We start from the raw sequence: 22,807 nt of genomic DNA, 5'->3' as shown, positions 1-22,807 counted from the left end.
GCGAGCGGCGTTGCTCCTCCCCGCTCCCTGAGGTGCGAGCGGCGTTGCTCCTCCCCCCTCCCTGAGGTGCGAGCGAAGCGAGCCTCGAAGGGTCAGGCCTCGCGCAGATACTCCAACTGTGCCTTCACCGACATCCGCGCGGCGGGCCACAGCTTCTTGTCGACGTCGGAGTACACCTTGCGCACCACCTTCATCGGCTTCGCGTCGCGGGCCGAGACACCCATCGTGTCCAGAGCGGCGACGATCTGGTCGATCCGCTCCTCGCGATGCGCCTTGTAGTACCGCGCGACGGGGCCCAGATCGGGATGGTCCGGACCGTGCGCCGGGAGCAGTGCCGCCCCTTCCCCTTCGACGATCAGACGGTTCAGCGAGTTCAGATAGTCGCGCAACCCGCCGTCGGCGGGATCGAGCACGGTCGTGCCACTCCCGAGGATCGTGTCGCCGGTCAGGACCGCACGTTGTCCGTCGTGTTCGACGAGGAAGCTGACGGAATCCCCCGTATGTCCCGGGGTGAACAGCACCGTGATCCGCAGACCCGCGGCCTCGATCACCTCACGATCCCGCAGTGGCGCCCCGTTGCGGCAGTGCTTCTCCAACCGAGCGCGTACCGGCGCACCCGTGCGCTTGTGCAGGCGCGACACCCCGCCGGTGTGGTCGAAGTGCCGGTGGGTCACCAAGACCAGTGCGACCCCGGGCGATTCGGCGAGGCGCCGGGCGTGGTGTTTGTACTTCGGCGGTCCCGGGTCGACGACCACGCATTCCTCGCTGCCGGGAGCGCGCAGCACGTAGGTGTTCGTGCCGTCGAGTTCCATCATCCCGGAGTTGTCGCACAGCAGGACCGACGCGAAGGGGGTCACTTCCCGCAGCACCCCGTAGGCAGGGTGCGTGGGTGCGGCGTCGTTCGGTGAGCTCATGGTCCCCGAGCCTATCCACTCGGTGCGGAGAACCGGGCGAAGCCCGACGATCCGACCAGCCGAGTCGATCCCCGGGTCAGACCCCGCCGACCGTCGCACCGTTCACGGACTGCTCGCCGGCCGACCCGTCCACCACCGTGGGCGCCACCTGATCCTGCAGGCTGCGCAGCAGCGCGGCACCCTGGGTGATCACACCGGTCATGATCTCGTTGACGCCCTCGGCCCCGTTGTACACGGTGAGGTTCGCGGTGCTGAGGCCCTTGGCGACCTCGCCGACGAGCGTGGGCAGGGCCTCGATGAGCTGCTGATCGAGGGCGATGCGGTTGTGCTGTGCGGCGGCCGCCGACTGGATCTCGACCGCCTTGGCCTCCGCCTCGGCGATGATCTGTCGTCGTAGCGCCTCGGCCTCGGCCGGTTTCACCACTTCGGAGATCAGTTCCTGTTCACGGAGTTCGGCCTGCGCCTGCGCGAGCACGGACTGTTCGCGGATGACCTCTTGGTTGACCCGCGCCTGCGCGAGCGGACCGGCCTGGGCGGCTTCGGCATTGGCCTTGTCGGTCTCGGCCTTGATCGCAGCCCGCTTGATCGCGGTCTCCCGCTCGTAGTCGGCCTGGTTCCGCAGCGACTCCTGCTGCGCCTTCGCCGACTCCTGGTCGGCGCGAGCACGCTCGACCGCCGCCTCGCGCTGCACCTTGGCGATGTTCGGGGCAGCCAGCGCGTTGATGTAACCGGAATCCATGTCGTCGATCGACTGGATCTGGAACGAGTCGACGACGAGACCGATCGATCCCATCTCACGCTTGGACGCGTCGAGCACCTGACGAGCCAGGGTGTCGCGCTCGCGAATGATCTGCTCGACGGTCATCGAGCCCACGATGGAACGCAGGTGACCCGAGAAGATCTGTCCGGTCAGCTGATTCATCTCGTTCTCCTGCTCGGAGATGAAGCGCTGTCCGGCGTTGACGATCGACGCCACGTCATTCCCGACCTTGTGGGCGATGACCGCACGCACGTTGAGTTGGATGCCCTGGGTCGTCACACAGACCTCGCGAATCGTCGCTTCGTGCAACGCCATCGACAGGAAACGGACCTTCCGGAAGAAGGGCATGACCCACTTCCCGTGCCCGACGACGACCACGAACGGCGCATCGTCGAAGTCGGACTTGGCGCCGGAGATCAGCATCGCCTCGTCGGGTTCGGGAACGTAGTAGCCGAGCATGGTCTCTCCTCGAGCGGCAGGCGATATGTATCGACGTCAGATCCTGCCGCATCCGGGACCTTTCGACGATCGGTTGTTCACATGGTTCGGTTCGCCGTGCCCGGGACCGGTACCCATGGCTCGACGTCGACGACTCGGCCGGAACGTTCGGCGATGACCAGAACGGGCGCGTCGAGCCCGATCGGTGCGGCGGCGCGGGCGAGGAACCGCTCGGTTCCGCCGGCCAACGGCAGTTCGATCTCCCCGAGGAGTTCGCCGCCCGGTATCGACATCGTCACCGTCCCGGTACGCCCGACGAGTTGCGATGCTGCCATCCGACGGCCTCCCTGGTGTCCCCGATCCGTGTGTCGAACCCTAGGCCATGGCGGTCCGTCGTCGGTCGCGGACACCGTCGAGCACCACGTAGGCCGCCGTGAGCACCGCGATCACGGCGGCGCCGAGTACCAGCACCCCGTAGCCGAAAGCCCCGACGACGAGTCCGGAGAGCGCGCCCGCCGCCGCGCCGGCCAGACTCATCGCGGTGTCCGAAACCCCCTGCGCCGGTGCGCGTCGCGCGGTGTCGACACTGTCGGTGAGGAGCGTGGAGGCCGCCACGGTCGACGCCGACCATCCCATGCCGAGCAGGACCAGCGCGACGACGAGACCCATCTGCGATTCCGCGAAGACGAATCCGACCACGCAGCTGACGACAAGTGTCGCCTGACCGCCGAGGATCACCGGGATCCGGCCGGTCCGGTCGGCGAGCAGGCCCATCACCGGTGCGAGCGCGTACATCCCGGCGATGTGCGCGCTGATCGACAGGCCGACCAGCGTCACCGAGGCGCCCCCGTGATGCATGTGGACCGGCGTCAGCGCCATCACCCCGACCATGACCGCGTGCGCCGACACCACCGCGGCCATCGCGGCCCGCGCCGGCGGCGAGTGCGTGATCGCCGAAAGCCCCTCGGCCAGCGACACTTTGACACGTCCCCCGTCCGTGTCGCCGGTCGCCACGACCAGCGGGTCGGGGCGGAGGCCGACGAACAGCACGGCCGCCGCCCCGAGGCACCCGACCGCACCCACGAGGAACGGACCCGACAGATCGGCCATCGCGAACCACCCGGCGACGGTGGCACCGATCGGGACCACCGCCGGCCCGATCACCGCGCCGACCATCGTCGTCCACACCACGAGCGAGAGGTCGCGGCCACGAGTGCCGGCCGACGACAGATCCGTTGCCGCGAAACGTGCCTGCAGGCTCACCGCGGTGCCCGACCCCACCCCGGCCATCCCGACGAGCATCAACGCGAACCAGCCGCGATCGACGGCGGCGGCCACGACCAGCGAACCGGCCCCGGCGATCACCAGGCCCGTGGTCAACGCGGGACGCCGCCCGCGTCCGGCGGCCAGGGACGCCAACGGGAGACCGGCGGCCGCAGCCCCCAGCGTGACCACGGTCGTCGGTATCCCGGCCAGGGACGCCGTTCCCGACAGTTCCTCACCGAGGATCGCCCCGAGCGCCAGCGCTCCGCCCATCGACAGGCCGGCCAGGATCTGGGCTGTGCCCAGCAGGACGATGGTCCGCCGTTGCAGAGCGAGGCGACTGGAGGCGGCGTCGATGTTCACCCGATCAGCATCGACGTTGACCCGGCGCCCGCCAAGTCGGATCGCACCCCGGCGCGGTGTCAGCCGACGATCAGGTCGTACCCGAGCTTCCCCACCATCACGACGACGACGGCCAGCAGGACCCACCGCACGAACGAACTGCCGCGGCCGATCGCCATGTGCGAGCCGATCTGGGCGCCGACGACGTTGGCGATGGCCAGGCCGAGACCCAAGAGCCACAGCACATTTCCCTGCAGGCCGAAGACCGTGAGGGCGCCGAGGTTGGTACCGGTGTTGATGACCTTCGCCATCGCCGAGCTCTCCAGGAAACTCGTCCCGACCAGCGCGGTCAGGCTGATGATCAGAAAGGTACCGGTCCCAGGACCCATCACCCCGTCGTAGAAGGCCACGACGACACCGGCCAGCACCAGACCCGCGATCGTCGAGACGCGCGAGCGCGGTCCCGTCGACGCGTCGGTCCCGAAGCCGGGATTGAGCGCGACGAACAGTCCGACCCCGACCAGCATGACCAGCACGATCGGCGTGAAGATCTCGGTGGGCAGGACGACGGCCACCGTCGCGCCGAGGGCCGAGAAGACGAGCGCCGCAACGAACACCGGGATCAGGCGACGAAGATCGATCCGGACGTGCCGCACGTAACGCCACGCTGCCGACGCGGTCCCGAAGACCGCCGCCAGCTTGTTGGTCCCCAGGGCCGTCGCTATCGGCAACCCCGGCTGGGCGATCAGCATCGCCGGGATCAGCACGAGGCCACCGCCGCCGACCACGGCGTCGACCCACCCGGCCGCGGCGGCCGCCGCGATCAGCAGCGCGACGTCCAACGGAGACGTCAGGCCACTTCGACGATCAGTTCCACCTCGACCGGTGCACCGAGCGGGAGTTCGGCGACCCCGACAGCGGACCGGGCGTGCACGCCGGCGTCGCCGAAGATCTCACCGAGGACGTCCGACGCCCCGTTGATCACCGCCGGCTGCCCGGTGAAACCCGGTGCGGACGAGACGAACCCCACGACCTTGACCACCCGGACGACCGAGTCGATCCCGACCAGCGCGTGGATCGCGGCGAGGGCATTGAGCGCACAGACCCGAGCTGCCGCAGTCGCCTCATCCGGCCGAACGACGCCTTCGGCGCCCTCATGGACCTTGCCCCGCGCCGACAGTTCGCCGTCGACGATGGGCAGCTGTCCCGAGGTGTAGACGAGGTTGCCGGTGCGCACGGCCGGGGTGTAGCTCGCCACCGGTGGCACCACCGACGGGAGTTCGATGCCCAGTTCGGCCAGACGATCGGTCCACGTGGTCGCCATGGTCAGCCCTTCGGTCGCTTCAGGTAAGCGACGTGCTGCTCGCCGGTGGGACCGGGCAGAACCGAAACCAGTTCCCAACCGTCTGCGCCCCACTGATCGAGGATCTGCTTCGTGGCGTGCGTCAGCAGCGGCACGGTCACGTATTCCCACGCGGTCACTTCACTCATGGACTCACCCTATCTGGCGACGGTCAATGGATAAGGTGTTGCGGTGGCCAACGAACAGGGCTCACGATCCGGGTCGGGTGAGGCGCTCGATTCCGGCGTGACAGACAACTCCTCCGTCGCGCGCGAGAACGAGTGGCCGGCGGCCGCCGCGCGAGCTCGCCTGCACTTCGTGACAGGCAAGGGCGGCACCGGCAAGACCACGATCGCCGCGGCGCTCGCACTCGCGCTCGCCGCCGACGGCAAGAAGGTCCTCCTCGTCGAGACCGAGGGTCGCCAGGGCATCGCGCAGGTCTTCGACATCCCGCCGCTGCCACCCACCGACACCCGCATCGCGACCGCCGAGGGCGGCGGCGAGGTGTCCGCGCTGGCCATCGACATCGAGCACGCCCTTCTCGAGTACCTCGACATGTTCTACAACCTCGGCTTCGCCGGCCGCGCGATGAAGCGGATCGGCGCGATCGACTTCGTGACGACGGTCGCTCCCGGACTCCGCGACGTCCTGCTCACCGGCAAGATCAAAGAGCGCATCATCCACACCGACAAGCAGGGCAACCGCGTGTACGACGCGGTGGTCGTCGACGCGCCGCCGACCGGCCGGATCGGCAATTTCCTCGACGTCACCCAGGCCATGGCCGACCTCGCCAAGACCGGCCCGATCCGCAACCAGAGCGAAGGTGTCGTCCGCCTGCTCCACTCGGAAGAGACGATCATCCACCTGGTGACGCTCCTCGAGGCGATGCCGATCCAGGAGACGATCGAGGCGATCGACGAACTGCGGGGCAAGAACCTCAACCTCGGCAGTCTCGTCATCAACCGCGTCAGCGAACCCCACCTGCCCGCCGAGGTGATCGACGAGATCGCCGAAGGTCGGGTCGACGCGGGGCGTGTCGAGGACGGCCTCACCGCCGCCGGACTCAAGCTCGCCGACGGGGACCTGGCCGGCCTGCTCACCGAGACGATCGAGCACGCGACCCGCCTGCAGGCGCAGCAGATCGCCAAGGCGCAGCTCGACGAGGTGGAGATGCCGACACTCGAACTGCCGTCCCTCGGTGACGGCGTCGACCTGGGGTCGATCTATGAGCTGGCCGACCTCCTCCAGAAAGCGGGTGCGTGATGCCACTCGACCTCAAGATGGGCGCGGTGCTCACCGACCCCGCGACCCGCGTCGTGATCTGTTGCGGCGCAGGCGGAGTCGGCAAGACAACGACTGCTGCCGCGATGGCGATGTACGCCGCCGAACAGGGCCGGACCGTGGCCGTGCTGACGATCGACCCGGCCCGGCGCCTGGCGCAGTCGCTCGGGATGTCCGAACTCACCAACGACCCGCAGCCGGTCGCGATCGACGGCAAGGGCACGCTCGACGCGATGATGCTCGACATGCGGCGCACGTTCGACGAGATGGTGCTCGAGTACTCCACTCCCGAACGCGCCGAGGCGATCATGCAGAACGCCTTCTATCAGACGGTCGCCTCGTCGTTCTCCGGGACGCAGGAGTACATGGCGATGGAGAAGCTCGGCAAGCTTCTCGAGCAGGACCACTGGGACCTGATCGTCGTCGACACCCCGCCGTCGCGCAACGCACTGGACTTCCTCGACGCCCCGCAGCGGTTGGGGTCGTTCCTGTCCGGGCGTCTGATGAAGGTGCTGGTCGGCGGCGGTCGCGGCGTCGGCCGGATGGTGACCGGCGCGATGAGCCTGGCCATGCGGGGTGTCTCGACGATCATCGGCGGCGAGATGCTCCGCGACGTGGCGACCTTCGTGCAGTCACTGGACTCGATGTTCGGCGGCTTCCAGGACCGCGCCGCGAAGACCTATGCCCTGCTGAAACAGCCGGGCACCCAGTTCGCGGTGGTGGCTGCGGCCGAAGCCGATGCCCTGCGGGAGGCCGCGTTCTTCGTCGACCGCCTGTCCGAGGAGTCGATGCCGCTTGCCGGACTGATCCTCAACCGGACCCACCCGAACCTGACGTCGATCCACGAGGAGGCAGCGCTGGTCGCCCTCGAATCGGTCAACGACGAACTGGCTCGCGGTGTACTCCGGATTCACGCGGATCGGGCCGCCACCGGGAAGCGCGAACTCCATCTGCTGCAACGGTTCACGGCGTCGCACCCGCGGGTGCCGATCGTCGGGGTCCCGGCGCTGCCGTTCGAGGTGGCCGATGTGACCGCCCTGCGCGCGGTGGCCGAGCAGATCACCGGCCGCGGCTGATCACCGAGCGCGACCAGCAGTCACCCGCTGGTTGAGCAGGCGAGGCGTGCGCCGAGACCGCCCCCTGCTGGTTGAGCAGGCGAGGAGCGTGCGACGAGCCGCCTCCTGCTGGTTGAGCAGGCGAGGAGCGTGCGACGAGCCGCCTCCTGCTGGTTGAGCAGGCGAGGAGCGTGCGACGAGCCGTGTCGAAACAACTCGACACGGCTCGGCGGAGAAGAGGTCAGACGGCGTCGCGGTGCCGCCGGCGCTGCGCGGCGAAGAACGCCGACCAGGACGTGACCTCGGGGTGCTGGCGGAGGAGTGCGCGACGCTGACGTTCGGTCAGTCCGCCCCAGACGCCGAACTCGACGCGGTTGTCGAGTGCATCGGCACCGCATTCGAGCTGCACCGGGCAGTGGCGGCAGATCGTGGCGGCTTTGCGCTGGGCCGCGCCCCGCACGAACAGATCATCAGGGTCTCCCCCTCGGCAACGCGCCTGAGCAACCCACGCCAAGCGATCCTCTTCGTTGGAAACTGCCGCTGTCGCCATCCGCCACCCCTACCTGTCGTATCTGCGTAGCTGCGAGAACGTCTCGACCTCGCTGCTCAAGCCACATTTGCAGCGAACTGTTAAGTGAGTCACATTCTGCACTCAATCTAGGGATCTGTGCTTGGGGGCGCAACCCCTGGAGCGAACAAAGTGGGACAACCGTGCAAACTCACCCGAACGGACGGCCCGCGGACGGCGGCCTCCGGCACCTCCGCCCGGCGACCCGCGGGCACCCCGACCGTCGGCTCGGGACCACGCTGCGCCGATGCCGCGGGCGAGGCAGGACGATGTTCGGAACCAACGCACGTATCCTGTCGGGGTGATGTCGAAGAAACTGTGGTCGCTGGCGTGGGCGAGCCTGCTGGCCGGAGTTCTCGTCGCCGGCCTGCTCTACCCCGTGGCCAGCGGAATCGGCGTCGTCTCCAACCGGGCGGCGGCCGCTGTCGAGAACGTGTCCTCCGAACTGCTCAACGGCACGTTGCCGGAGGTCACCACGATGACCGACGTCGACGGGAAGCCGATCGCGGTGCTGTTCGACCAGTACCGGTATCAGGTCGGCTACAACGACATCTCGCCCGACATGATCCGGGCGATCATCTCCGTCGAGGACCGCCGGTTCCTGGAACACGACGGCGTCGACTGGAAGGGCACCATCCGTGCCGCGCTGAAGAACTCATCGTCGGGCGAGGTCCAGCAGGGTGCGTCGACGCTCGACCAGCAGTACATCAAGAACTATCAGCTCCTGGTGCTCGCACGGACCGAGGCGGACCGCCAGGCCGCGATCGAGACCACACCCGCGCGCAAGCTCCGCGAGGTGCGCATGGCGCTGACCCTCGAGCAGACCCTGATCGATCAGGCGAAACGCGACAAGGGCCTCGACGACGCCGCTGCCAAGCAGGAGGCGAAGAAGCAGATCGTCACGCGGTACCTGAACGTCGTCCCGTTCGGCAACAACGCCTACGGCATCGAGGCCGCCGCGCAGACCTACTTCGGCATCCCCGCCAAGGACCTGCGGGTCGAGCAGGCCGCGTTGCTGGCCGGCATGGTGCAGTCCAGCTCCGCGCTGAATCCGTACTCGAACCCCGAAGCCTCCCTCGCGCGCCGGAACATCGTGCTGGACACGATGATCGACAACTTCCCGGAACGACGCGCCGAGCTCGTCGCGGCCAAGGAGGCGCCCCTGGGCGTGCTCCCGAGTCCGCGGACCCCGACCCAGGGCTGCATCGCGGCCGACAACAACGGCTTCTTCTGCGACTACGCCCTGCAGTTCCTGGCCGAGAACGGCATGTCCCGCAACTCGGTCCTGCGCGGCGGCTACATCATCCAGACCACGCTCGACCCCGAGATCCAGCGGTCCACGGTGCGGGCGGTGAAGAGTCAGGCCAGCCCGACCGCCGACGGCGTCGCCGACGTGATGAGCACCCTGCGTCCGGGCAAGAAATCGCACGACGTGCTCTCGATGGCGTCGAGCCGCGACTACGGTCTCGATCTCAACCGCGGCGAGACGATGCAGCCACAACCCTTCTCGATGGTCGGCGACGGTGCCGGCTCGGTGTTCAAGATCTTCACCGTCGCCGCCGCAATGGAGAAGGGTCTCGGCGCCGGCTCGAACATCCCCGTCCCCGGGTCCATCGCCGTCGAGGGCATGGGCAACAGCGGCGGGGCCAACGGATGTCCGGCCAATGCGTACTGCGTCAAGAACGACGGCCGCTACCCGGCGTCGATGTCGGTGACGAACGCCCTGGCACAGTCGCCGAACACCGCTTTCGTGAAGCTGCTGCAGCAGGTCGGCGTCAAGCCGGCGGTCGACATGGCCGTCCGCCTGGGCCTGCGTTCGTACACCATCCCCGGGTCGTCGGGTTACGGCGAGAAGAGCATGGCCCAGTACGTCAAGGACGGGAACTTCGGCTCCTTCACCCTCGGCCCGCTACCGCTCAACGGCCTCGAGCTCGCCAACGTCGCCGCCACCATCGCGTCGGGCGGCACCTGGTGCCCGCCCAACCCGATCAAGTCGATCAGCCAGATCAAGCGGGACCAGTACGGCAACCCCGTCATCGGACCGGACGGCCGGCGCGCCCTGACCGCGGTGCCGTTCACGCCACCTCCGTGCGAGCAGGTCGTGGACGAAGGCCTGGCACACTCGCTGGCCAACGCCATGAGCAAGGACGACGTGGGCGCCGGCACCGCGGCCGGTGCCGCGGGCTCCGCGGGCTGGACGCTGCCGATGTCGGGTAAGACCGGCACGACGGAAGCGCACCGCTCCTCGGCATTCGTCGGGTTCACCAACCAGATCGCCGGCGCCGCGTACGTCTACAGCGACGGCCCGAACCCGCAGGGCGTCTGCAGCAGTCCGCTGCGCTCCTGCTACGACGGCGACCTCTACGGCGGCATGGAACCGGCGCGCACCTGGTTCCAGGCCGTCAAACCGGTGGCGACGAAGTTCGGCCCCGTCAACCTGCCCCCGATCGACCGCGAGTACTGGAACGGCAGCGACCGGGGCCGTATCCCGCAGGTCAGCGGCCTGCCCGCCAGCGAGGCCACATCGCGCCTGCAGGGTGCCGGGTTCAAGGTCAGCGAGCTCGACGTGGACAGCGGACGCCCGCAGGGCACCGTGGTCTTCACCGCACCGTCCGACTCGGCCATGCCCGGCAGCACCGTGACGATCTACGTCAGCAACGGCCGCCGCGCCGGCGGTGACGAGGGCGGCCCCACCGAGACCACCGTCGTGGTACCCGGTGTCGGCCCGGTGGTGATCCAGCTACCCGGCTGACCCGCGATCAGACAATCGACGCCCCGCCCGCGCTGCTCACGAAACCGGGGCGGGATCGTCGTGGGGGATGCGTATTCTGGGGTGATGCAGCACTCCGAACTCGACATCGCACGCCTCGGCATCTCTCGCCTCGGTCCGTCCGGTTCCGGGGTACCCGCGCGCGCTCTGGCCGGCGCGGCGGGACTCGCCGCCGCCGGACTGCTCTACTCGACGGTGATCGAGCGCAACGCCTTTGCGTTGCGACACACGACGCTGTCCGTTCTCGAACCGGGCGCCTCGCCGTTACGTGTCCTGCACATCAGCGACCTGCACATGATGCCCAACCAACGCCTCAAGCAGGCGTGGATCGCCGAGCTCGAGGCGCTCGAACCCGACCTTGTCGTCAACACCGGGGACAACCTCGCGCACCCGCAGGCCGTGCCGTCGGTCATCCAGTCGCTCGGTGGGTTGTTGTCGCGGCCCGGCCTGTTCGTCTTCGGGTCCAACGACTATTTCGGCCCCAAGCCGAAGAATCCGTTCAAGTACTTCAAGAAGGACCATCAGCGCACGCACGGCGAGCCCCTGCCGTGGCAGGATCTGCGTGCGGCGTTCACCGAGCGTGGATGGCTCGACGCGACGCACACGGTCCGCGAGCTGGAGGTCAGCGGCGTGCGGGTCGTCGCGGCCGGCGTCGACGATCCCCACATCGAGCGAGACCGCTACGAGACGATCGCGGGCCGCCCGAACCCGCTGGCACACTTGCGGCTCGGACTCACCCACTCCCCCGAACCGCGGGTCCTCGACCGGTTCGCCGCGGACGGCTACGACCTCGTGATGGCCGGACACACGCACGGCGGCCAGCTCTGCCTGCCGTTCTTCGGCGCGTTGGTGACGAACTGCCAGTTGGATCGCTCCCGGGTCAAGGGTCCGTCGAGCTGGGGGTCGTCGATGAAGCTCCACGTGAGTGCGGGTCTGGGCACGTCCCCGTACGCCCCGGCACGCTTCTGCTGCCGCCCCGAGGCCAGCCTGCTCACCCTCACACCTGTGTCGCACGGTGATGCCGACTACGACGCCGACCAGTCGCTCCCGCAGCTGGCCCGGGAGACCATGTGAGCGTTGACCTTCATCCCCGCGTGAAGGTCCTGGCGTTCGACACCTTCGGGACGGTCACCGACTGGTTCACCGGGATCTCCGGCGCCGTCGGCGCGATCGCACCGGAGGTCGACGCAGCGGCGTTCGCGAAGGAGTGGCGACGCCGGTACTCGCCGATCCTGGCTCGCGTGGAATCCGGCGAACTGCCGTGGCGTCGCCTCGACGACCTGCAGACCGAGACGCTGCACGACGTCGCCTCGCTGTTTGCACTGACACTCGACGACGATCAGGCCCGCACCCTCGTCCGTGCGTGGCGGACGATTCCGGCCTGGCCGGACGCGGTCGAGGGTCTGCAACTCCTCAAACGCGATCACATCGTCTGCGCACTGAGCAACGGCACTGTCGCACTGCTCACCGACATGGCCCGGTACAACGCGTTCCCCTGGGACGTGATCGGCGGGTCCGACCTCTGGCGGCACTACAAACCTGCGCGCGAGACCTACTGCGGGCTGGCGGATCTGCTCGAGGTGGAGCCCGCCGAGGTGATGATGGTGGCCACCCACCAGAGCGATCTCGACGCCGCGCGCTCCTTCGGCCTGCGGACGGCCTTCGTCGAGCGGCCGGACGAGTGGGGCGGGGACGAGAAGGATGATTCCGGCTCGCCGGACAACGACTTCCACGCGACGGATCTCCTCGACCTCGCGCGGCAGCTGAGCCCGTCGGTGACCGGCCCGTCCCGATGACACTCGACGACCTGCTGCGCTGGGAGGATTCGGGGGCGTCGTGGCGGGTGGTCCATCACGGACCGGATGGAATCACCCTGGGTCTGCTGCGCTGCGACGGTGGCGAGGAGGTGGACCGCGTCGTCACCGACGATCCGATCATCCTGGCCCACATCGGTGGCCGGTCGTCGTCGGCCGAGGAACCGGAGTGACCCCGCAGAGACGAGGAGACCCCGACCGGATTTCTCCAGGTCAGGGTCTCTTCTGCAATCTCAACCTTGCGTCGGGGTGGCGGGATTCGAACCCACGACCTCTTCGTCCCGAACGAAGCGCGCTACCAAGCTGCGCCACACCCCGTGTGTAGCCTGCGATAGCTTATACCCCGCCCCGGCCGACTACTAAATCGCCTGGTCAAAGATGTGCCCGGTGTGGCTGAAACCCGTGCGAAGTAGCGTCGCACATCCCATCCTTGATGTGGTCCATCCGTACCAGTGCTGCCGCGCCGTCGGTCGGGACCAAGGAATCGGCGTACAACCACTGAAAGGACACGCCAACCATGAGCGCTTCCCCCGATCAGCAGGCCAACTCGTCTGCCAAGCAGGGTTTCGCCTTCGGTATCGCGATCGTGGCCGCCGCGCTGCTCTTCGTGGCCGGCTTGGTCTCGATCTTCCAGGGCATCTCGGCCATCGCGAACGACGATTTGTTCGTCGCCGGCCAGAACTACATCTTCGAGTTCGACCTCACCACCTGGGGCTGGATCCACCTGATCCTCGGCATCGTCGGGGTCCTCGTCGCCGGCGGTCTCGCGGTGGGCGCCGACTGGGCGCGGATCTCTGCGATCATCATCGCCTCGCTGTCGATCATCGCCCAGTTCCTGTGGCTTCCTTACTACCCGGCGTGGGCCATCCTGATCATCGTGCTGGACCTGATCGTGATCTGGGCTGTCTCCACCTGGAACCCCAACAACGAATACAACCTGTGACCGACCGCTCTGACGCAGTGACGACACTTCGCTGAGACGAGGGCTGCGGGGGTAACCAATCCACGACGCGCATGCGGTCCGAATCGTCTGGTGACGCTGCTCCACCTGGGCGGCGCGACGACGAACCGCCCGAAAGGAACACCATGCGCATCACCCGGTCCCTCGCAGCCCTTGTCGCCGGCGTCCTCCTCAGCGTCGGCTTCGCCGCCGGGACGGGTCCGGCACAAGCCGCACCGCTGGCCCCCGTGGCGAAGGTCGAGGTGGATCGCTACCTCGGCAAGTGGTGGCAGCTCGCCACCGTGCCGTCTTTCTTCGGGGTCACCTGCGCCCGGGACACCAGCGCGACCTACACCTATATCGACGCCAAGACGATCGGCGTCGACAACCGCTGCACCGGGCCCACCGGCATGCGTGGTGGCGTCGTCGGCCGTGCGACGGTCGTCGACCCGCAGACCAATGCCCAACTGAGCGTCCGGTTCCCACAGACACCGGGCAGCATCAACCCGGGCGGCGCACCGAACTACATCGTCGCCTACCTCGAAGACGGGCCGGATCCCGCCGGGCCGTACCGGTACGCGGTCGTCGGGGACCCCTCGCGCGGATCGGGATTCCTGCTGTCGCGCGACAAGGTGGTCCCCAACTCGGAGTTGCGTCGCCTGACCAAGGAGATCGAGAAGGTCGGGTACAACCCGTGCGCGTTCCTCGTCTCGCCGACCACCGGTGGTCGCAGCGACTATTCACCGCTCTGCACGGTGTGACGGTCAACGCCATACGATGACGCGACTCCGGCGCAGACATGAAAAGGTCTGCGCCGGAGTTGTTTCAGCCGGCCTCGGCGTCCGGTCCCGACGCTGGCGCCATCCGGCGGAACTCGTCGGGGGTGCAGCCGAACTTCGACCGGAAGCGGTTGCGCATCGTCGCCGTCGAGGCGAATCCCGACGCGTGGGCGACGGCCTCGAGTTTCAGGTTGCCCGGACCCATGAGCAGCCCCTCCGCCCACTCCAGGCGTCGATCGGCGATCATCTCGGCGAGCGACGTGGTGCCACCGGCGAGCACCCGGTACAGGTGCCGGCGGCTCACGTGCAGGTGCCGGGCGACGACCTCCACACTGAAGTCGGGATCACGAAAATTCTGCTCGATGAGGTCGGCGACCGCGGCACGCAGGTACCGCTCACTCGTCCGGACGTCCGACCGTACTACACTCGAAACCGATTCCGGCACAACACGTATCGACTGAACGTCACGACCATTGAGGACTGCGGTCACCTGGGTTCCTTCCACGCGAGAGAATGCTCCCACCCGATACACGAGTTTATCGACGGTCACACCTGCGGTCTTGGGCCTTTGGTCCCACTTTCAAGTATTCCGGTCCCGCGATTGTGCTGCGCGACGCGAACTTCCGTGAGCGGCCGCGACGGCGGAGTCGGTCAGTCGTCCAACTTCCCTGCCGGCCCGGACACTCGTCGTACTGTGAGAGTCGTGACCACCCAGGACGCCGGAGGCGAGCGACTAGCCGAGTTGCGAACAGCAGCGCTCAGGGTGGCCGACGAGGTCCTGTTCCCGGCGGCCGGCGAGGTGGACCGCACCGGAGCGGTCCCCGAATCCCACTGGCGAGCGCTGGCCGACGCCGGCCTGTACGGCATCGCGGCGCCGGTCGAGGCCGGCGGGCCGGGACTCGAATTCGGTGAGGTCACCGAGATCCTCGAAGTGCTCACCAGTGGTTGCCTCGCCACCGCTTTCACCTGGATCCAGCACCACGGCGTCGTCCTGTCCCTCGCCCGGAGCACCAACGACGAGCTACGTCGCGAACTCCTCGACGCGACCGTGAGCGGACGTCTACGCGCAGGCGTCGCCTACGCCGGAGTCGTCCCCACGCCACCACGGATGGTCGCGACGCGCACCGACGACGGCTGGCTCCTGAACGGGCACGCGCCGTTCGTCAGCGGCTGGGGTGTCGTCGACCTGCTCCAGATCTCGGCGCGCGACGCCGCGACCGATGACGTCATCTCCGCGATCCTGCGCATGCCCGATCTGGTCGGCGGCAGGTCGTCCGCAGCGGTCCGGGCAACACCCGTGGATCTGTCCGCCGCCGCCGCGACGACCACGGTGTCCCTCCGGGTCGACGGTCTGATGGTCCCGTTCGATCGCGAGGTCACGCGCGTGGGCCTCGCGGAATTCTTCGCGACCCAGAACGTCGGCGTCCGATTGAACGGCACCCTGCCCTTTGGTCTGGTGCGGCGCTGTGCGGCACTGCTCGATGTCGGCGGCCACCACCGGGAGGGGCGGGCGCTGCGCGAGCGCGCCGACGTCGTCCGAACCGCGCTCGACGCCGGGATGGCTGATGCCACCGCACTACTGGCGGCCCGGGCCGACGCCGCGGCTCTGGCGCTCGATGCCGCGGCCGCGTTGGTGTCCGCGGACGGCGGCCGCGGCGTCGTGCGCGGAAGTGATACCGAACGGTTGTTCCGCGAAGCCGCGTTCGTCCTGGTGGCCGCGAGCCGCCCGGAACTCAAAACAGCTCTGCTACACCGCTTCAGCGGTACCTGAAGTCGCGCAGGAAGAGCGCCTCGGCCAGGGCGATCCGCTCGATCTCGGACGGGTCGACGCTCTCGTTGGGTGCGTGGATCAGGCACCGCGGTTCCTCGACGCCGAACAGCATGATCTCGGCGTCGGGGAACAGCGACTGGAGAACGTTGCACAACGGGATCGATCCACCCTGCCCCTGGATCAGCACCTCGCTGTCGTAGGCGGTCGACAGGGCGCCGGTGAGCGTGTCGTACGCCGGACCGCTGGTGGATCCGACGAAGGGCGCGCCCACCGCCTCGCGCTCGAAGGACACCCGTGAGTTCCAGGGTGCGACCTTGCGGAGATGCTCGACGAGCGCGTCCTGCGCAACCATCGGGTCCATCCCCGGTGGCACGCGGAGGTTGATGCGCGCCCGCGCACGCGGCTGCACCGCCGCCGACGATCCGACCACCGGCGGGCAGTCGATGCCGAGCACCGTCGCGGCCGGGCGCGCCCACACCATGTCGGACACCGATCCCGATCCGACCAGGTCGACCCCGTCGAGAACCGTTGCATCGCTGCGGAATCGGTCGGGCGGGTAGGACACACCCGGCCACCGGGCGTCGGCATCGAGTCCGGCGACGGTGGTGTTGCCGTGCTCGTCACGCAGGGTCGCGAGCATCGAGATGAGCGCCGCGAGTGCATCTGGGGCGGCCCCGCCGAACATTCCGGAGTGCATCGCCGACCCCAGCGTCTCCACGGAGACGACGACGTTCGCGATGCCGCGCAGCGTCGTCGTCAGACTCGGTTTCCCGACCGCGAAGTTGCCGGAGTCCGCGATCAGGATCGCGTCGGCGGCAAGCAACTCCGGGTTCCGGACCGCAAAGTCCTCCAGGCCGCCGGTCCCCTGCTCCTCCGAGCCTTCCCCGATGATCTTCACGGTCACTCCGGCCCGGCCGGCGAGTGCGCGCAACGCGGTGAGGTGCACGGCGATGTTGCCCTTGCAGTCGGCAGCTCCGCGGCCGTACCACCGCCCGCCCCGCTCGGTCAGTTCCCAGACGGGAGAGTCCCATTCGTCGTCACCGAGCGACGGTTGCACGTCGTGGTGGAAGTAGAGCAGGACGGTCGGAGCACCCTCCGGGCCGGGAATGGACCCGGTGATCGCCTTGCTGCCGTCGCTGGTGACATGCGCGGCGGCGTCGTCGACGCCGACGGCACCGAAGGCCGCCAGCAGCCAGTCGACCATCCCGTCACACTCCTCGACGGGGAACTGCTGTGGGTCGTGCACCGACCGGAACCGGACCATCTCCGCGAGATCCGATCTCGCCTGCGGCATCAGCGCGGCGACCTGCTCCCGCAACGACGTCTCATCCTCGCGCGCAGTCGATTCCACCCGCATCCTTCCCTGTCGGACTCAACTCTTACCCTCGGCCGCCAGGTCGTACACCTCGAGCTCGCCTCGACCGATGGCCTCCATCATCCGGGTGTGGTCGGAGTCGTTGAGATCCGCGTACGCGAGCGAGAACTCGGCGATCGCGTCACTGAAACCCTTCGTGGTCCCGAGGTACTCGGCGATCCGGAACCGGCTCGCGGTCCGGGCGTGCGCCTGACCGAGAACCAGCCCGCACAGCTGTGCATACAACTTCATCCCCTCCGCGCTCAGGGCTTCGACGACGACCGAACCCTTTCCGTCGCGGAGCTGCCGCACGTAGAAGTCGCGTCGCTCACCGTTCTCGTCGATCCCGGTCGACCAGCCGAGGAAGAGGTCGCTCGTCGCCTGGAGCAGGCGTTGACCCTCGACCACCCGCTGCCCTTGGTTGTCGAAGCCCGATGCCGGCACATGGTCGGCGAGCACCGACCGCTGCGCTTCTTTGACCTGCAAGAACAACGGATCACCCAGCTCCTTTCCGGTGAGCAGGATGATCCACGCCCGCGTGCCGACACTGCCGACGCCGACCACCTTGAACGCGATGTCGACGATCGCGAACTGGTCGAGGAGCGCCTGCACGTGCAAGGGCACGGTGTCCCGGTAGGCACTGACCCGCTCGCGGACCCGTTCGGCCACGATCTCGGCGGTCTCGGCCGGGAACCGCTCGTGCAGCGGTACCAGCAGCGGCGGGTCGCTGCGGATGTGCGCGGAGCCGTCGGCGCCGATCACACAGAGCTTCGCGAGGGCCTGCGCACTGTCGCGGTGCCGCGCCTTCTTCAGTGCTTTCTGCGTCCGCTCGCTCATCGACGTGTCCAGCTTGGGTCCGAACTCCGCCAGGAAATGGTCGACGTCGATCCCGGCGTACCAGTTCTCCAGAGTCGTCTTCGACGCACTGCGCACGACCGCCCGCCGGTACGCCTTGGCAACGGTCTTGGCGACCCTGCGATTGGTCGCGTCGTCGAATCCGTTGTTACGCCCGGCGATCGCGAAGCTCGCGGCGAGACGCTTGACGTCCCACTCGAACGGTCCGATGTGCGTCTCGTCGAAGTCGTTCAGGTCGAACACCATTCGACGCTCCGGGCTGAAGAAGAGGCCCAGATTGCTCAGGTGCGCGTCGCCGCACAGCTGGGTGATGATCCCGGTGTCCGGCGTTCTCGACAGGTCGTCGGACATCACCGCGGCCGCACCACGATAGAAGGTGAACGGCGTCGCCGACATCCGCGCGTGCCGAACCGGGATGAGATCGGCGACCCGGGTCTGCGCCTGCGCTTCCAGGATGCGCAGCGGGTCGGCCCGCTCCGTCGGCGTCGGGCACGCGGCGAGTTCGACAGCGCTGGGCGGAGTGGACAGAAGTGTCGACACGGAGTGCTCCTTCACGTCGATGCGGCCCCGCCACAGGCAGAGGTCCGTGTGTCCGGGCCCGGTCGGAACCCGCGGGTGAACGCCGCCGAAAACGAAGTCCTCCGAGGGAGAATTCTTGCAGCCCGTCGGCAGTTCCGCCGATGGATCGGTGATCAATCTGCGCCACGTTCCCTCGGTCGCGTCCGGGTCGCGTCCACCGGGATCTGCCGACCGCCGCCCAGGGCGTGTGACCCGCTTCACGACTGCAACAGGTTCTAGTTGTAGCGTGAACGTCGTGGATTACTGGGGTGTGATGGTCGGGTTGGGGCTCGTGGCGACGGCGTTCGGCGTGATCGGGTTCGTGCGGTACCGCGAGCGGGAATCGACGAGTCTGCAGCGTCAGACCCAGCTGGCGCGCGAACTGCGTGACCTCGCCGGCGGCGACGAGGTCCGGCTGGCCGCGGTCGACGAGTTCTCGCTGACCATCTACCAACGGCTGTTCTACGTCTCGGTGGTGGCCCCGTGGATACGGAGTGCCGCGTGGGCTCTGCTCGGCGCGGCGCTGGCCGGTGCGGGAGCGCTCGCGACCGGGCCGCTCGACGGGGTGTTCGCGACCGTCGCACACATCGCGGCGATCCTCGTGTCCGCGGTGTTCGCGGTGGCCGCCCTGGTGTACGTCGGCATCGCGCTGTACCACTCGGCGACCACGCCTCGGGTGTCCTTCAGCGACTCCTATGCCGACGATGACGCCGATCCCGCCCCAGACACCCCCGATCCCGGCACCTCCGAATCTGCTCGGTCCGTCGACTGATCAGGCCCCCCGGACACAACGAACCCCCGTCGCAGTCGACGGGGGTTCGTTGCTGTGGGAGGGTCAGGCGAATTCGCTCACGCGATCTGCGCCTGCCACATCCAGTGCAGCTGCTCGAGTTTCGACGCGAACGAGATCAGCAGGTCCTGAGTGACCGGATCGGCCTCCTCGGTGATCCCGATTCGCTCGCGGAGACCCGCGACCACTGCCTTGAGATTGTCGACGATCGACTCGACGACGTCGCTGTCCTTGGTCCAGCCCTCACCGAATCCCTTGGTGTGGGCGGTCTTGGCAACTGTCTCGGCGCGGCCGTCCGGGCTCACGCCGATCGCGGTGGCCCGCTCGGCGGCCGCGTCGGTGAACTCCCTGGACACCGTGACCAGTTCATCGAGGTCGAGATGCACCGACCGGAACTGCTTGCCGACGACGTTCCAGTGCGCCTGCTTCGCGATGAGGGACAGGTCGATGAGGTCGACGAGGGTGTCCTGCAACGCCTTTCCGGCGACGGACTGCTGTTCGTCGGTGAGCGTGCTGGTGATCGGGGTGGTCATGATCAAGAATTCCCTTCTTGTCATATCTGCGCGCAGTACGACTCCGACTGCGCTGGTGATTACCGGGGGGCCGGGCGATCAGACGCGTACGGTGACCGACGAGTCGATGTTGCCCTTGGTCGCCTTCGAGTACGGACAGAATGTGTAGGCGAGGTCGGCGAGTTCCTTGGCCTTGACCTCGTCGAGGCCGGGCAGCGAGACCTCGATGGCGACGGTCAGACCGAATCCGTTGTCCGCGGGGTCTTTTCCGATCCCGACGGCCACGTCCACGGTCGCCCCGTCGGGCACCGGGGTGTCGGCCTGCTTGGCGGTGGCGCGCAGCGCGCTCAGGAAGCAGGCCGCATAACCCGCCGAGAACAATTCCTCGGGATTGGTCCCCTCACCGCTGCCACCCAGTTCCTTCGGCGGCCGCAGGTCCAGATCGATCTGGCCGCTCGCCGAGACGACTTCGCCGTCGCGTCCGCCGCCGGACGCCTTCGACGAGATGGTGTACACCGGTTCGATTGCCATTCGAAATCCTCCTGGATGCTCAGTGCGGGTTCGGGCCAACGGTCGGTTCAACCCGACCCGCTCGCGGAACATTCCGACGACACCGGCCACAGCGACGTGATGGTCACGACACCGGTGTCGGAGTCCGGTTCACCGTCCCCGCATCATCCGCGTGGGCTTCATCCGGGTCGACTCCGGCAGCCACTGGTTGACCGGTCGCCGGAGGGTGCAGAGGGCGGCGACCACCAGGAGACCGAACTGGAGGTAGCTCAGGACGACCATGACGGACGACACGTCCGGGTATCGGAACAGCAGGTCGACGCCGACGGGGATACACAGCAGATGCACGACGACGGCGGCCAGGAAGAAGTTGCGGAGATGGCGGCTGTGTTGCGACGCAGCGGTCACCAGGCACGCGTACTCGATGGCGAGCACGACGACGATCATCACCAGCATGAACGGCGGGAAGAAGCCGGCGAGGGTCTCGACCTCACTCTCGGGTGCAGAGTTCGCCGGGTCCGAGACCACTCCTTCGAGCAGTCGGTTGCGCAGATCGTCGGTGATGGTGCCGAGGTTGAAGAAGCCGTAGATCGTCAGCACGAGACCGATCACGGCCGCGCCCCACCACACGATGCGTGCGTGCACCGCCAGCGCCTCCGGCGGCGGTCCCGCATCGCCCGGCCGCGTCGGATAGAGCGCGGACTGGTCCCGATCGCGCGAGGACCGCTCGATGGCCGCCAGATCCTCGGCGTCCAGCTCGGCCTGGCTCGGGACGCGATCGGGGTCATCCGCGGCAGAATCGCCGGACGCGCCCCCGGCCGGGTCCTTCGGATCCGTCATGTCCCGATCCTGCCACTCACCCCGGCGGGCCTCCAGCGTCGAGGAGGTTCGGCCGCGAGCGGCTCACTTCCGGAACTCGGCGAGGACGAACTCCATCCCGGGGACGAATGTGCCGAGCATGGGGACGACATGGTTCACGATCGACTTCGTCAAGATGGGCGGGGTGGGGTCGGTGACGAAGGTGACGTCGGCGCCCTGGGCGCGCCAGTCCGCCACGAGTTGCGCGACCTGGCCGTACGGGATCACGTCGTCGTGCAGTCCGCCTTCGACGAAGACGGGCGCGTTCGGCTTCAGGCGACCGATCCGCTGCTGGCGGACAGCCTCTTGCAGTCCGGGGGATCGTGCGATGAGGGACGACAGTGTCTCGCCGGTTCGGGTCCATGTCTCGACGCGGCGGAAACCGAAGGCCGGGATGATGTCCCCGATGCAGCTGGTCGAGAGCTGTTTCAGCGCGGCTTTGCCGGTGGGGTTGGTCTCTCGTCGCACCACTTCGGCGACGTTCGGATACCGCTCGGTCAGCCCGTTGACAGCGAAGCCGATCGCCCCCGCGATGGTGGTGCCGTCGATCGCGGGGATGACCTTCTCGAGGTCGGCCGGGGGCGCGCCGGCGTAGGTCGCGCGCACGTCCAGTTCCGGTGCGTAGGTCTCGGCGAGTTCGGCGGCCGACGCGGCTGCGCCGCCGCCCTGCGAGTAACCGGCGAAACCTACGGGGGCGTCCTTCGGGGCGCCCGAGATCGCGAGTGCGGCCCGGGCGCCGTCGAGCATCGCCTGACCGGTCTCCGCGCGGTTGACGTAGGTGTGGACACCGGGCGTGCCCATCCCGATGTAATCGGTGATGAACACCCGCACGCCGTTGACGAGCATGTAATACATCTCCGGCGCGGTGTAGTTGACCGAGATGCCCGGCTTCGTGATGTCCACCGCGAGGGGCACGGTCATCAGCTTCGATGGCGCACACTGGTCGCCCTGACCGATGGTCCCGGAGCCGACGACGACGGTCGGGCGCGGACCCGGGCCGCGCCATGGCGCGGTGGGTTCGATGACGGTTCCGGTGACCGCGGCGGGTTTCCCGTCCTGGTAACGCGAGGTGTACATGACCTTGCGGGCGGTCCCCGGCCACTGACCCGCCATGCCGGGGATCTGGAGCAGCAGCGGACTCGGCTGACTGCGGATCACCGATCCCGGCTCGGACGCGAACCGGGCCGGCGGGGTGTAGAAATCCGCCGCCGCTGCAGTACCGACCGCTGTTGGGGCCAGCGACGCGACGCACGCTGCCACCAGCGCGGCGATCCCGAGCGTCCGTCTCGATGTCTTGCGATGGGTCATGGTTCTCCCCGACTTCCAGTTCATG

Annotated in this window: 25 protein-coding genes and 1 tRNA gene; 10 read left to right on the top strand and 16 right to left on the bottom strand. The window is 68.1% G+C overall.

Annotation, left to right across the window (positions count from 1 at the left end; genetic code table 11):
• Nucleotides 1–92: 92 nt before the first annotated feature.
• The 7 genes from AS181_RS08255 to AS181_RS24930 all read right to left on the bottom strand — a co-directional run bounded on the left by AS181_RS08255 (nt 93) and on the right by AS181_RS24930 (nt 5,208).
• Nucleotides 93–914 carry an MBL fold metallo-hydrolase gene (locus AS181_RS08255; protein WP_058251088.1) on the bottom strand — a complete coding sequence of 274 codons (822 nt, stop codon included), beginning with the start codon at nt 912–914 and terminating at the stop codon, nt 93–95.
• A 76-nt stretch (nt 915–990) separates the two neighbouring features.
• Nucleotides 991–2,133 (bottom strand): flotillin family protein, encoded by a 1,143-nt coding sequence (locus tag AS181_RS08250; protein ID WP_058251087.1) that lies wholly within the window; start codon nt 2,131–2,133, stop codon nt 991–993.
• A gap of 77 nt (nt 2,134–2,210) precedes the next feature.
• Nucleotides 2,211–2,447 (bottom strand): hypothetical protein, encoded by a 237-nt coding sequence (locus AS181_RS08245; protein ID WP_058251086.1) that lies wholly within the window; start codon nt 2,445–2,447, stop codon nt 2,211–2,213.
• Nucleotides 2,448–2,487: 40 nt separating this feature from the next.
• Complete coding sequence (locus tag AS181_RS08240; RefSeq protein WP_058251085.1) at nt 2,488–3,738, bottom strand: MFS transporter; 1,251 nt, start codon at nt 3,736–3,738, stop codon at nt 2,488–2,490.
• Nucleotides 3,739–3,797: 59 nt separating this feature from the next.
• A complete protein-coding gene (locus tag AS181_RS08235; RefSeq protein WP_058251084.1) occupies nt 3,798–4,559 on the bottom strand; it encodes a TSUP family transporter in 762 nt (253 codons plus the stop codon).
• A gap of 8 nt (nt 4,560–4,567) precedes the next feature.
• Nucleotides 4,568–5,041 carry a RidA family protein gene (locus tag AS181_RS08230; RefSeq protein WP_058251083.1) on the bottom strand — a complete coding sequence of 158 codons (474 nt, stop codon included), beginning with the start codon at nt 5,039–5,041 and terminating at the stop codon, nt 4,568–4,570.
• Between the two features lie 2 nt (nt 5,042–5,043).
• Nucleotides 5,044–5,208, bottom strand: coding sequence for a DUF4177 domain-containing protein (locus AS181_RS24930; protein ID WP_004022081.1), 165 nt, complete (start codon nt 5,206–5,208; stop codon nt 5,044–5,046).
• Between the two features lie 43 nt (nt 5,209–5,251).
• On the opposite strand from AS181_RS24930, the gene AS181_RS08225 reads away from it, so the two are divergent.
• Nucleotides 5,252–6,322 carry an ArsA-related P-loop ATPase gene (locus AS181_RS08225; RefSeq protein WP_058251082.1) on the top strand — a complete coding sequence of 357 codons (1,071 nt, stop codon included), beginning with the start codon at nt 5,252–5,254 and terminating at the stop codon, nt 6,320–6,322.
• Nucleotides 6,322–7,416 carry an ArsA family ATPase gene (locus tag AS181_RS08220; RefSeq protein WP_058251081.1) on the top strand — a complete coding sequence of 365 codons (1,095 nt, stop codon included), beginning with the start codon at nt 6,322–6,324 and terminating at the stop codon, nt 7,414–7,416. Before AS181_RS08225 ends, AS181_RS08220 begins: the two co-directional genes overlap by 1 nt.
• 220 nt (nt 7,417–7,636) lie before the next feature.
• Here AS181_RS08220 and AS181_RS08215 read toward each other — a convergent pair whose 3' ends face one another.
• On the bottom strand, nt 7,637–7,945 hold the full coding sequence (locus tag AS181_RS08215) for a WhiB family transcriptional regulator (protein ID WP_004022078.1): 309 nt from the start codon (nt 7,943–7,945) through the stop codon (nt 7,637–7,639).
• Nucleotides 7,946–8,267: 322 nt separating this feature from the next.
• On the opposite strand from AS181_RS08215, the gene AS181_RS08210 reads away from it, so the two are divergent.
• From AS181_RS08210 to AS181_RS08195, 4 genes are all read left to right on the top strand, one after another.
• A complete protein-coding gene (locus AS181_RS08210) occupies nt 8,268–10,715 on the top strand; it encodes a penicillin-binding protein (protein ID WP_058251080.1) in 2,448 nt (815 codons plus the stop codon).
• Between the two features lie 84 nt (nt 10,716–10,799).
• The gene (locus tag AS181_RS08205; RefSeq protein WP_058251079.1) at nt 10,800–11,807 is read left to right on the top strand and encodes a metallophosphoesterase; all 1,008 of its coding nucleotides are present in this window, start codon (nt 10,800–10,802) and stop codon (nt 11,805–11,807) included.
• Nucleotides 11,804–12,529 (top strand): haloacid dehalogenase type II, encoded by a 726-nt coding sequence (locus tag AS181_RS08200; protein WP_058251078.1) that lies wholly within the window; start codon nt 11,804–11,806, stop codon nt 12,527–12,529. Before AS181_RS08205 ends, AS181_RS08200 begins: the two co-directional genes overlap by 4 nt.
• Complete coding sequence (locus tag AS181_RS08195) at nt 12,526–12,720, top strand: hypothetical protein (protein ID WP_058251077.1); 195 nt, start codon at nt 12,526–12,528, stop codon at nt 12,718–12,720. The genes AS181_RS08200 and AS181_RS08195 overlap by 4 nt, the downstream gene beginning before the upstream one ends.
• Before the next feature lie 71 nt (nt 12,721–12,791).
• On the opposite strand, the gene AS181_RS08190 is transcribed toward AS181_RS08195, so the two are convergent.
• A tRNA-Pro gene (locus tag AS181_RS08190) sits at nt 12,792–12,865 on the bottom strand.
• A gap of 199 nt (nt 12,866–13,064) precedes the next feature.
• Between AS181_RS08190 and AS181_RS08185 the strand changes: the two genes are divergently transcribed.
• Both AS181_RS08185 and AS181_RS08180 read left to right on the top strand, forming a co-directional pair.
• The gene (locus tag AS181_RS08185; RefSeq protein ID WP_058251076.1) at nt 13,065–13,490 is read left to right on the top strand and encodes a DUF7144 family membrane protein; all 426 of its coding nucleotides are present in this window, start codon (nt 13,065–13,067) and stop codon (nt 13,488–13,490) included.
• 143 nt (nt 13,491–13,633) lie between these two features.
• The gene (locus tag AS181_RS08180) at nt 13,634–14,248 is read left to right on the top strand and encodes a lipocalin family protein (RefSeq protein ID WP_058251075.1); all 615 of its coding nucleotides are present in this window, start codon (nt 13,634–13,636) and stop codon (nt 14,246–14,248) included.
• Between the two features lie 64 nt (nt 14,249–14,312).
• Here the strand turns inward: AS181_RS08180 and AS181_RS08175 are convergent, their stop codons facing one another.
• A complete protein-coding gene (locus AS181_RS08175) occupies nt 14,313–14,756 on the bottom strand; it encodes a helix-turn-helix transcriptional regulator (RefSeq protein WP_058251150.1) in 444 nt (147 codons plus the stop codon).
• 213 nt (nt 14,757–14,969) lie between these two features.
• Here AS181_RS08175 and AS181_RS08170 point away from each other — a divergent pair, with 213 nt between their 5' ends.
• A complete protein-coding gene (locus AS181_RS08170) occupies nt 14,970–16,037 on the top strand; it encodes an acyl-CoA dehydrogenase family protein (RefSeq protein ID WP_058251074.1) in 1,068 nt (355 codons plus the stop codon).
• On the opposite strand, the gene AS181_RS08165 is transcribed toward AS181_RS08170, so the two are convergent.
• On the bottom strand, nt 16,024–17,394 hold the full coding sequence (locus AS181_RS08165) for a dipeptidase (RefSeq protein WP_175404292.1): 1,371 nt from the start codon (nt 17,392–17,394) through the stop codon (nt 16,024–16,026). The two genes, AS181_RS08170 and AS181_RS08165, sit on opposite strands and share 14 nt — an antisense overlap.
• A 15-nt stretch (nt 17,395–17,409) precedes the next feature.
• The gene (locus tag AS181_RS08160; protein ID WP_058251149.1) at nt 17,410–18,786 is read right to left on the bottom strand and encodes a DUF2252 domain-containing protein; all 1,377 of its coding nucleotides are present in this window, start codon (nt 18,784–18,786) and stop codon (nt 17,410–17,412) included.
• A gap of 265 nt (nt 18,787–19,051) precedes the next feature.
• Here AS181_RS08160 and AS181_RS08155 point away from each other — a divergent pair, with 265 nt between their 5' ends.
• Nucleotides 19,052–19,576 carry a hypothetical protein gene (locus AS181_RS08155; RefSeq protein ID WP_091344296.1) on the top strand — a complete coding sequence of 175 codons (525 nt, stop codon included), beginning with the start codon at nt 19,052–19,054 and terminating at the stop codon, nt 19,574–19,576.
• 77 nt (nt 19,577–19,653) lie between these two features.
• On the opposite strand, the gene AS181_RS08150 is transcribed toward AS181_RS08155, so the two are convergent.
• The 4 genes from AS181_RS08150 to AS181_RS08135 form a co-directional block, all read right to left on the bottom strand.
• Nucleotides 19,654–20,127, bottom strand: coding sequence for a Dps family protein (locus AS181_RS08150; RefSeq protein WP_058251072.1), 474 nt, complete (start codon nt 20,125–20,127; stop codon nt 19,654–19,656).
• Between the two features lie 78 nt (nt 20,128–20,205).
• Nucleotides 20,206–20,637 (bottom strand): organic hydroperoxide resistance protein, encoded by a 432-nt coding sequence (locus tag AS181_RS08145; protein WP_058251071.1) that lies wholly within the window; start codon nt 20,635–20,637, stop codon nt 20,206–20,208.
• 129 nt (nt 20,638–20,766) lie between these two features.
• On the bottom strand, nt 20,767–21,456 hold the full coding sequence (locus tag AS181_RS08140; protein WP_058251070.1) for a hypothetical protein: 690 nt from the start codon (nt 21,454–21,456) through the stop codon (nt 20,767–20,769).
• 63 nt (nt 21,457–21,519) lie between these two features.
• On the bottom strand, nt 21,520–22,782 hold the full coding sequence (locus tag AS181_RS08135; RefSeq protein ID WP_058251069.1) for a lipase family protein: 1,263 nt from the start codon (nt 22,780–22,782) through the stop codon (nt 21,520–21,522).
• Nucleotides 22,783–22,807 lie beyond the last annotated feature (25 nt).

The sequence above is a fragment of the Gordonia sp. SGD-V-85 genome, from assembly GCF_001456905.1.
Classification (GTDB): Bacteria; Actinomycetota; Actinomycetes; order Mycobacteriales; family Mycobacteriaceae; genus Gordonia; species Gordonia hongkongensis.
Note: the sequence above shows the minus strand (reverse complement) of the source record. Positions and strands in the feature narration are given on the sequence as shown.

Excerpts from the sequence above, each read along its gene's own strand:
- AS181_RS08255 (WP_058251088.1), bottom strand. The coding sequence starts at position 914 with ATGAGCTCACCGAACGACGCCGCACCCACGCACCCTGCCTACGGGGTG.
- AS181_RS08250 (WP_058251087.1), bottom strand. The coding sequence starts at position 2,133 with ATGCTCGGCTACTACGTTCCCGAACCCGACGAGGCGATGCTGATCTCC.
- AS181_RS08245 (WP_058251086.1), bottom strand. The coding sequence starts at position 2,447 with ATGGCAGCATCGCAACTCGTCGGGCGTACCGGGACGGTGACGATGTCG.
- AS181_RS08230 (WP_058251083.1), bottom strand. The coding sequence starts at position 5,041 with ATGGCGACCACGTGGACCGATCGTCTGGCCGAACTGGGCATCGAACTC.
- AS181_RS24930 (WP_004022081.1), bottom strand. The coding sequence starts at position 5,208 with ATGAGTGAAGTGACCGCGTGGGAATACGTGACCGTGCCGCTGCTGACG.
- AS181_RS08220 (WP_058251081.1), top strand. The coding sequence starts at position 6,322 with ATGCCACTCGACCTCAAGATGGGCGCGGTGCTCACCGACCCCGCGACC.
- AS181_RS08215 (WP_004022078.1), bottom strand. The coding sequence starts at position 7,945 with ATGGCGACAGCGGCAGTTTCCAACGAAGAGGATCGCTTGGCGTGGGTT.
- AS181_RS08210 (WP_058251080.1), top strand. The coding sequence starts at position 8,268 with ATGTCGAAGAAACTGTGGTCGCTGGCGTGGGCGAGCCTGCTGGCCGGA.
- AS181_RS08205 (WP_058251079.1), top strand. The coding sequence starts at position 10,800 with ATGCAGCACTCCGAACTCGACATCGCACGCCTCGGCATCTCTCGCCTC.
- AS181_RS08195 (WP_058251077.1), top strand. The coding sequence starts at position 12,526 with ATGACACTCGACGACCTGCTGCGCTGGGAGGATTCGGGGGCGTCGTGG.
- AS181_RS08185 (WP_058251076.1), top strand. The coding sequence starts at position 13,065 with ATGAGCGCTTCCCCCGATCAGCAGGCCAACTCGTCTGCCAAGCAGGGT.
- AS181_RS08180 (WP_058251075.1), top strand. The coding sequence starts at position 13,634 with ATGCGCATCACCCGGTCCCTCGCAGCCCTTGTCGCCGGCGTCCTCCTC.
- AS181_RS08165 (WP_175404292.1), bottom strand. The coding sequence starts at position 17,394 with ATGCGGGTGGAATCGACTGCGCGCGAGGATGAGACGTCGTTGCGGGAG.
- AS181_RS08150 (WP_058251072.1), bottom strand. The coding sequence starts at position 20,127 with ATGACCACCCCGATCACCAGCACGCTCACCGACGAACAGCAGTCCGTC.
- AS181_RS08145 (WP_058251071.1), bottom strand. The coding sequence starts at position 20,637 with ATGGCAATCGAACCGGTGTACACCATCTCGTCGAAGGCGTCCGGCGGC.
- AS181_RS08140 (WP_058251070.1), bottom strand. The coding sequence starts at position 21,456 with ATGACGGATCCGAAGGACCCGGCCGGGGGCGCGTCCGGCGATTCTGCC.
- AS181_RS08135 (WP_058251069.1), bottom strand. The coding sequence starts at position 22,782 with ATGACCCATCGCAAGACATCGAGACGGACGCTCGGGATCGCCGCGCTG.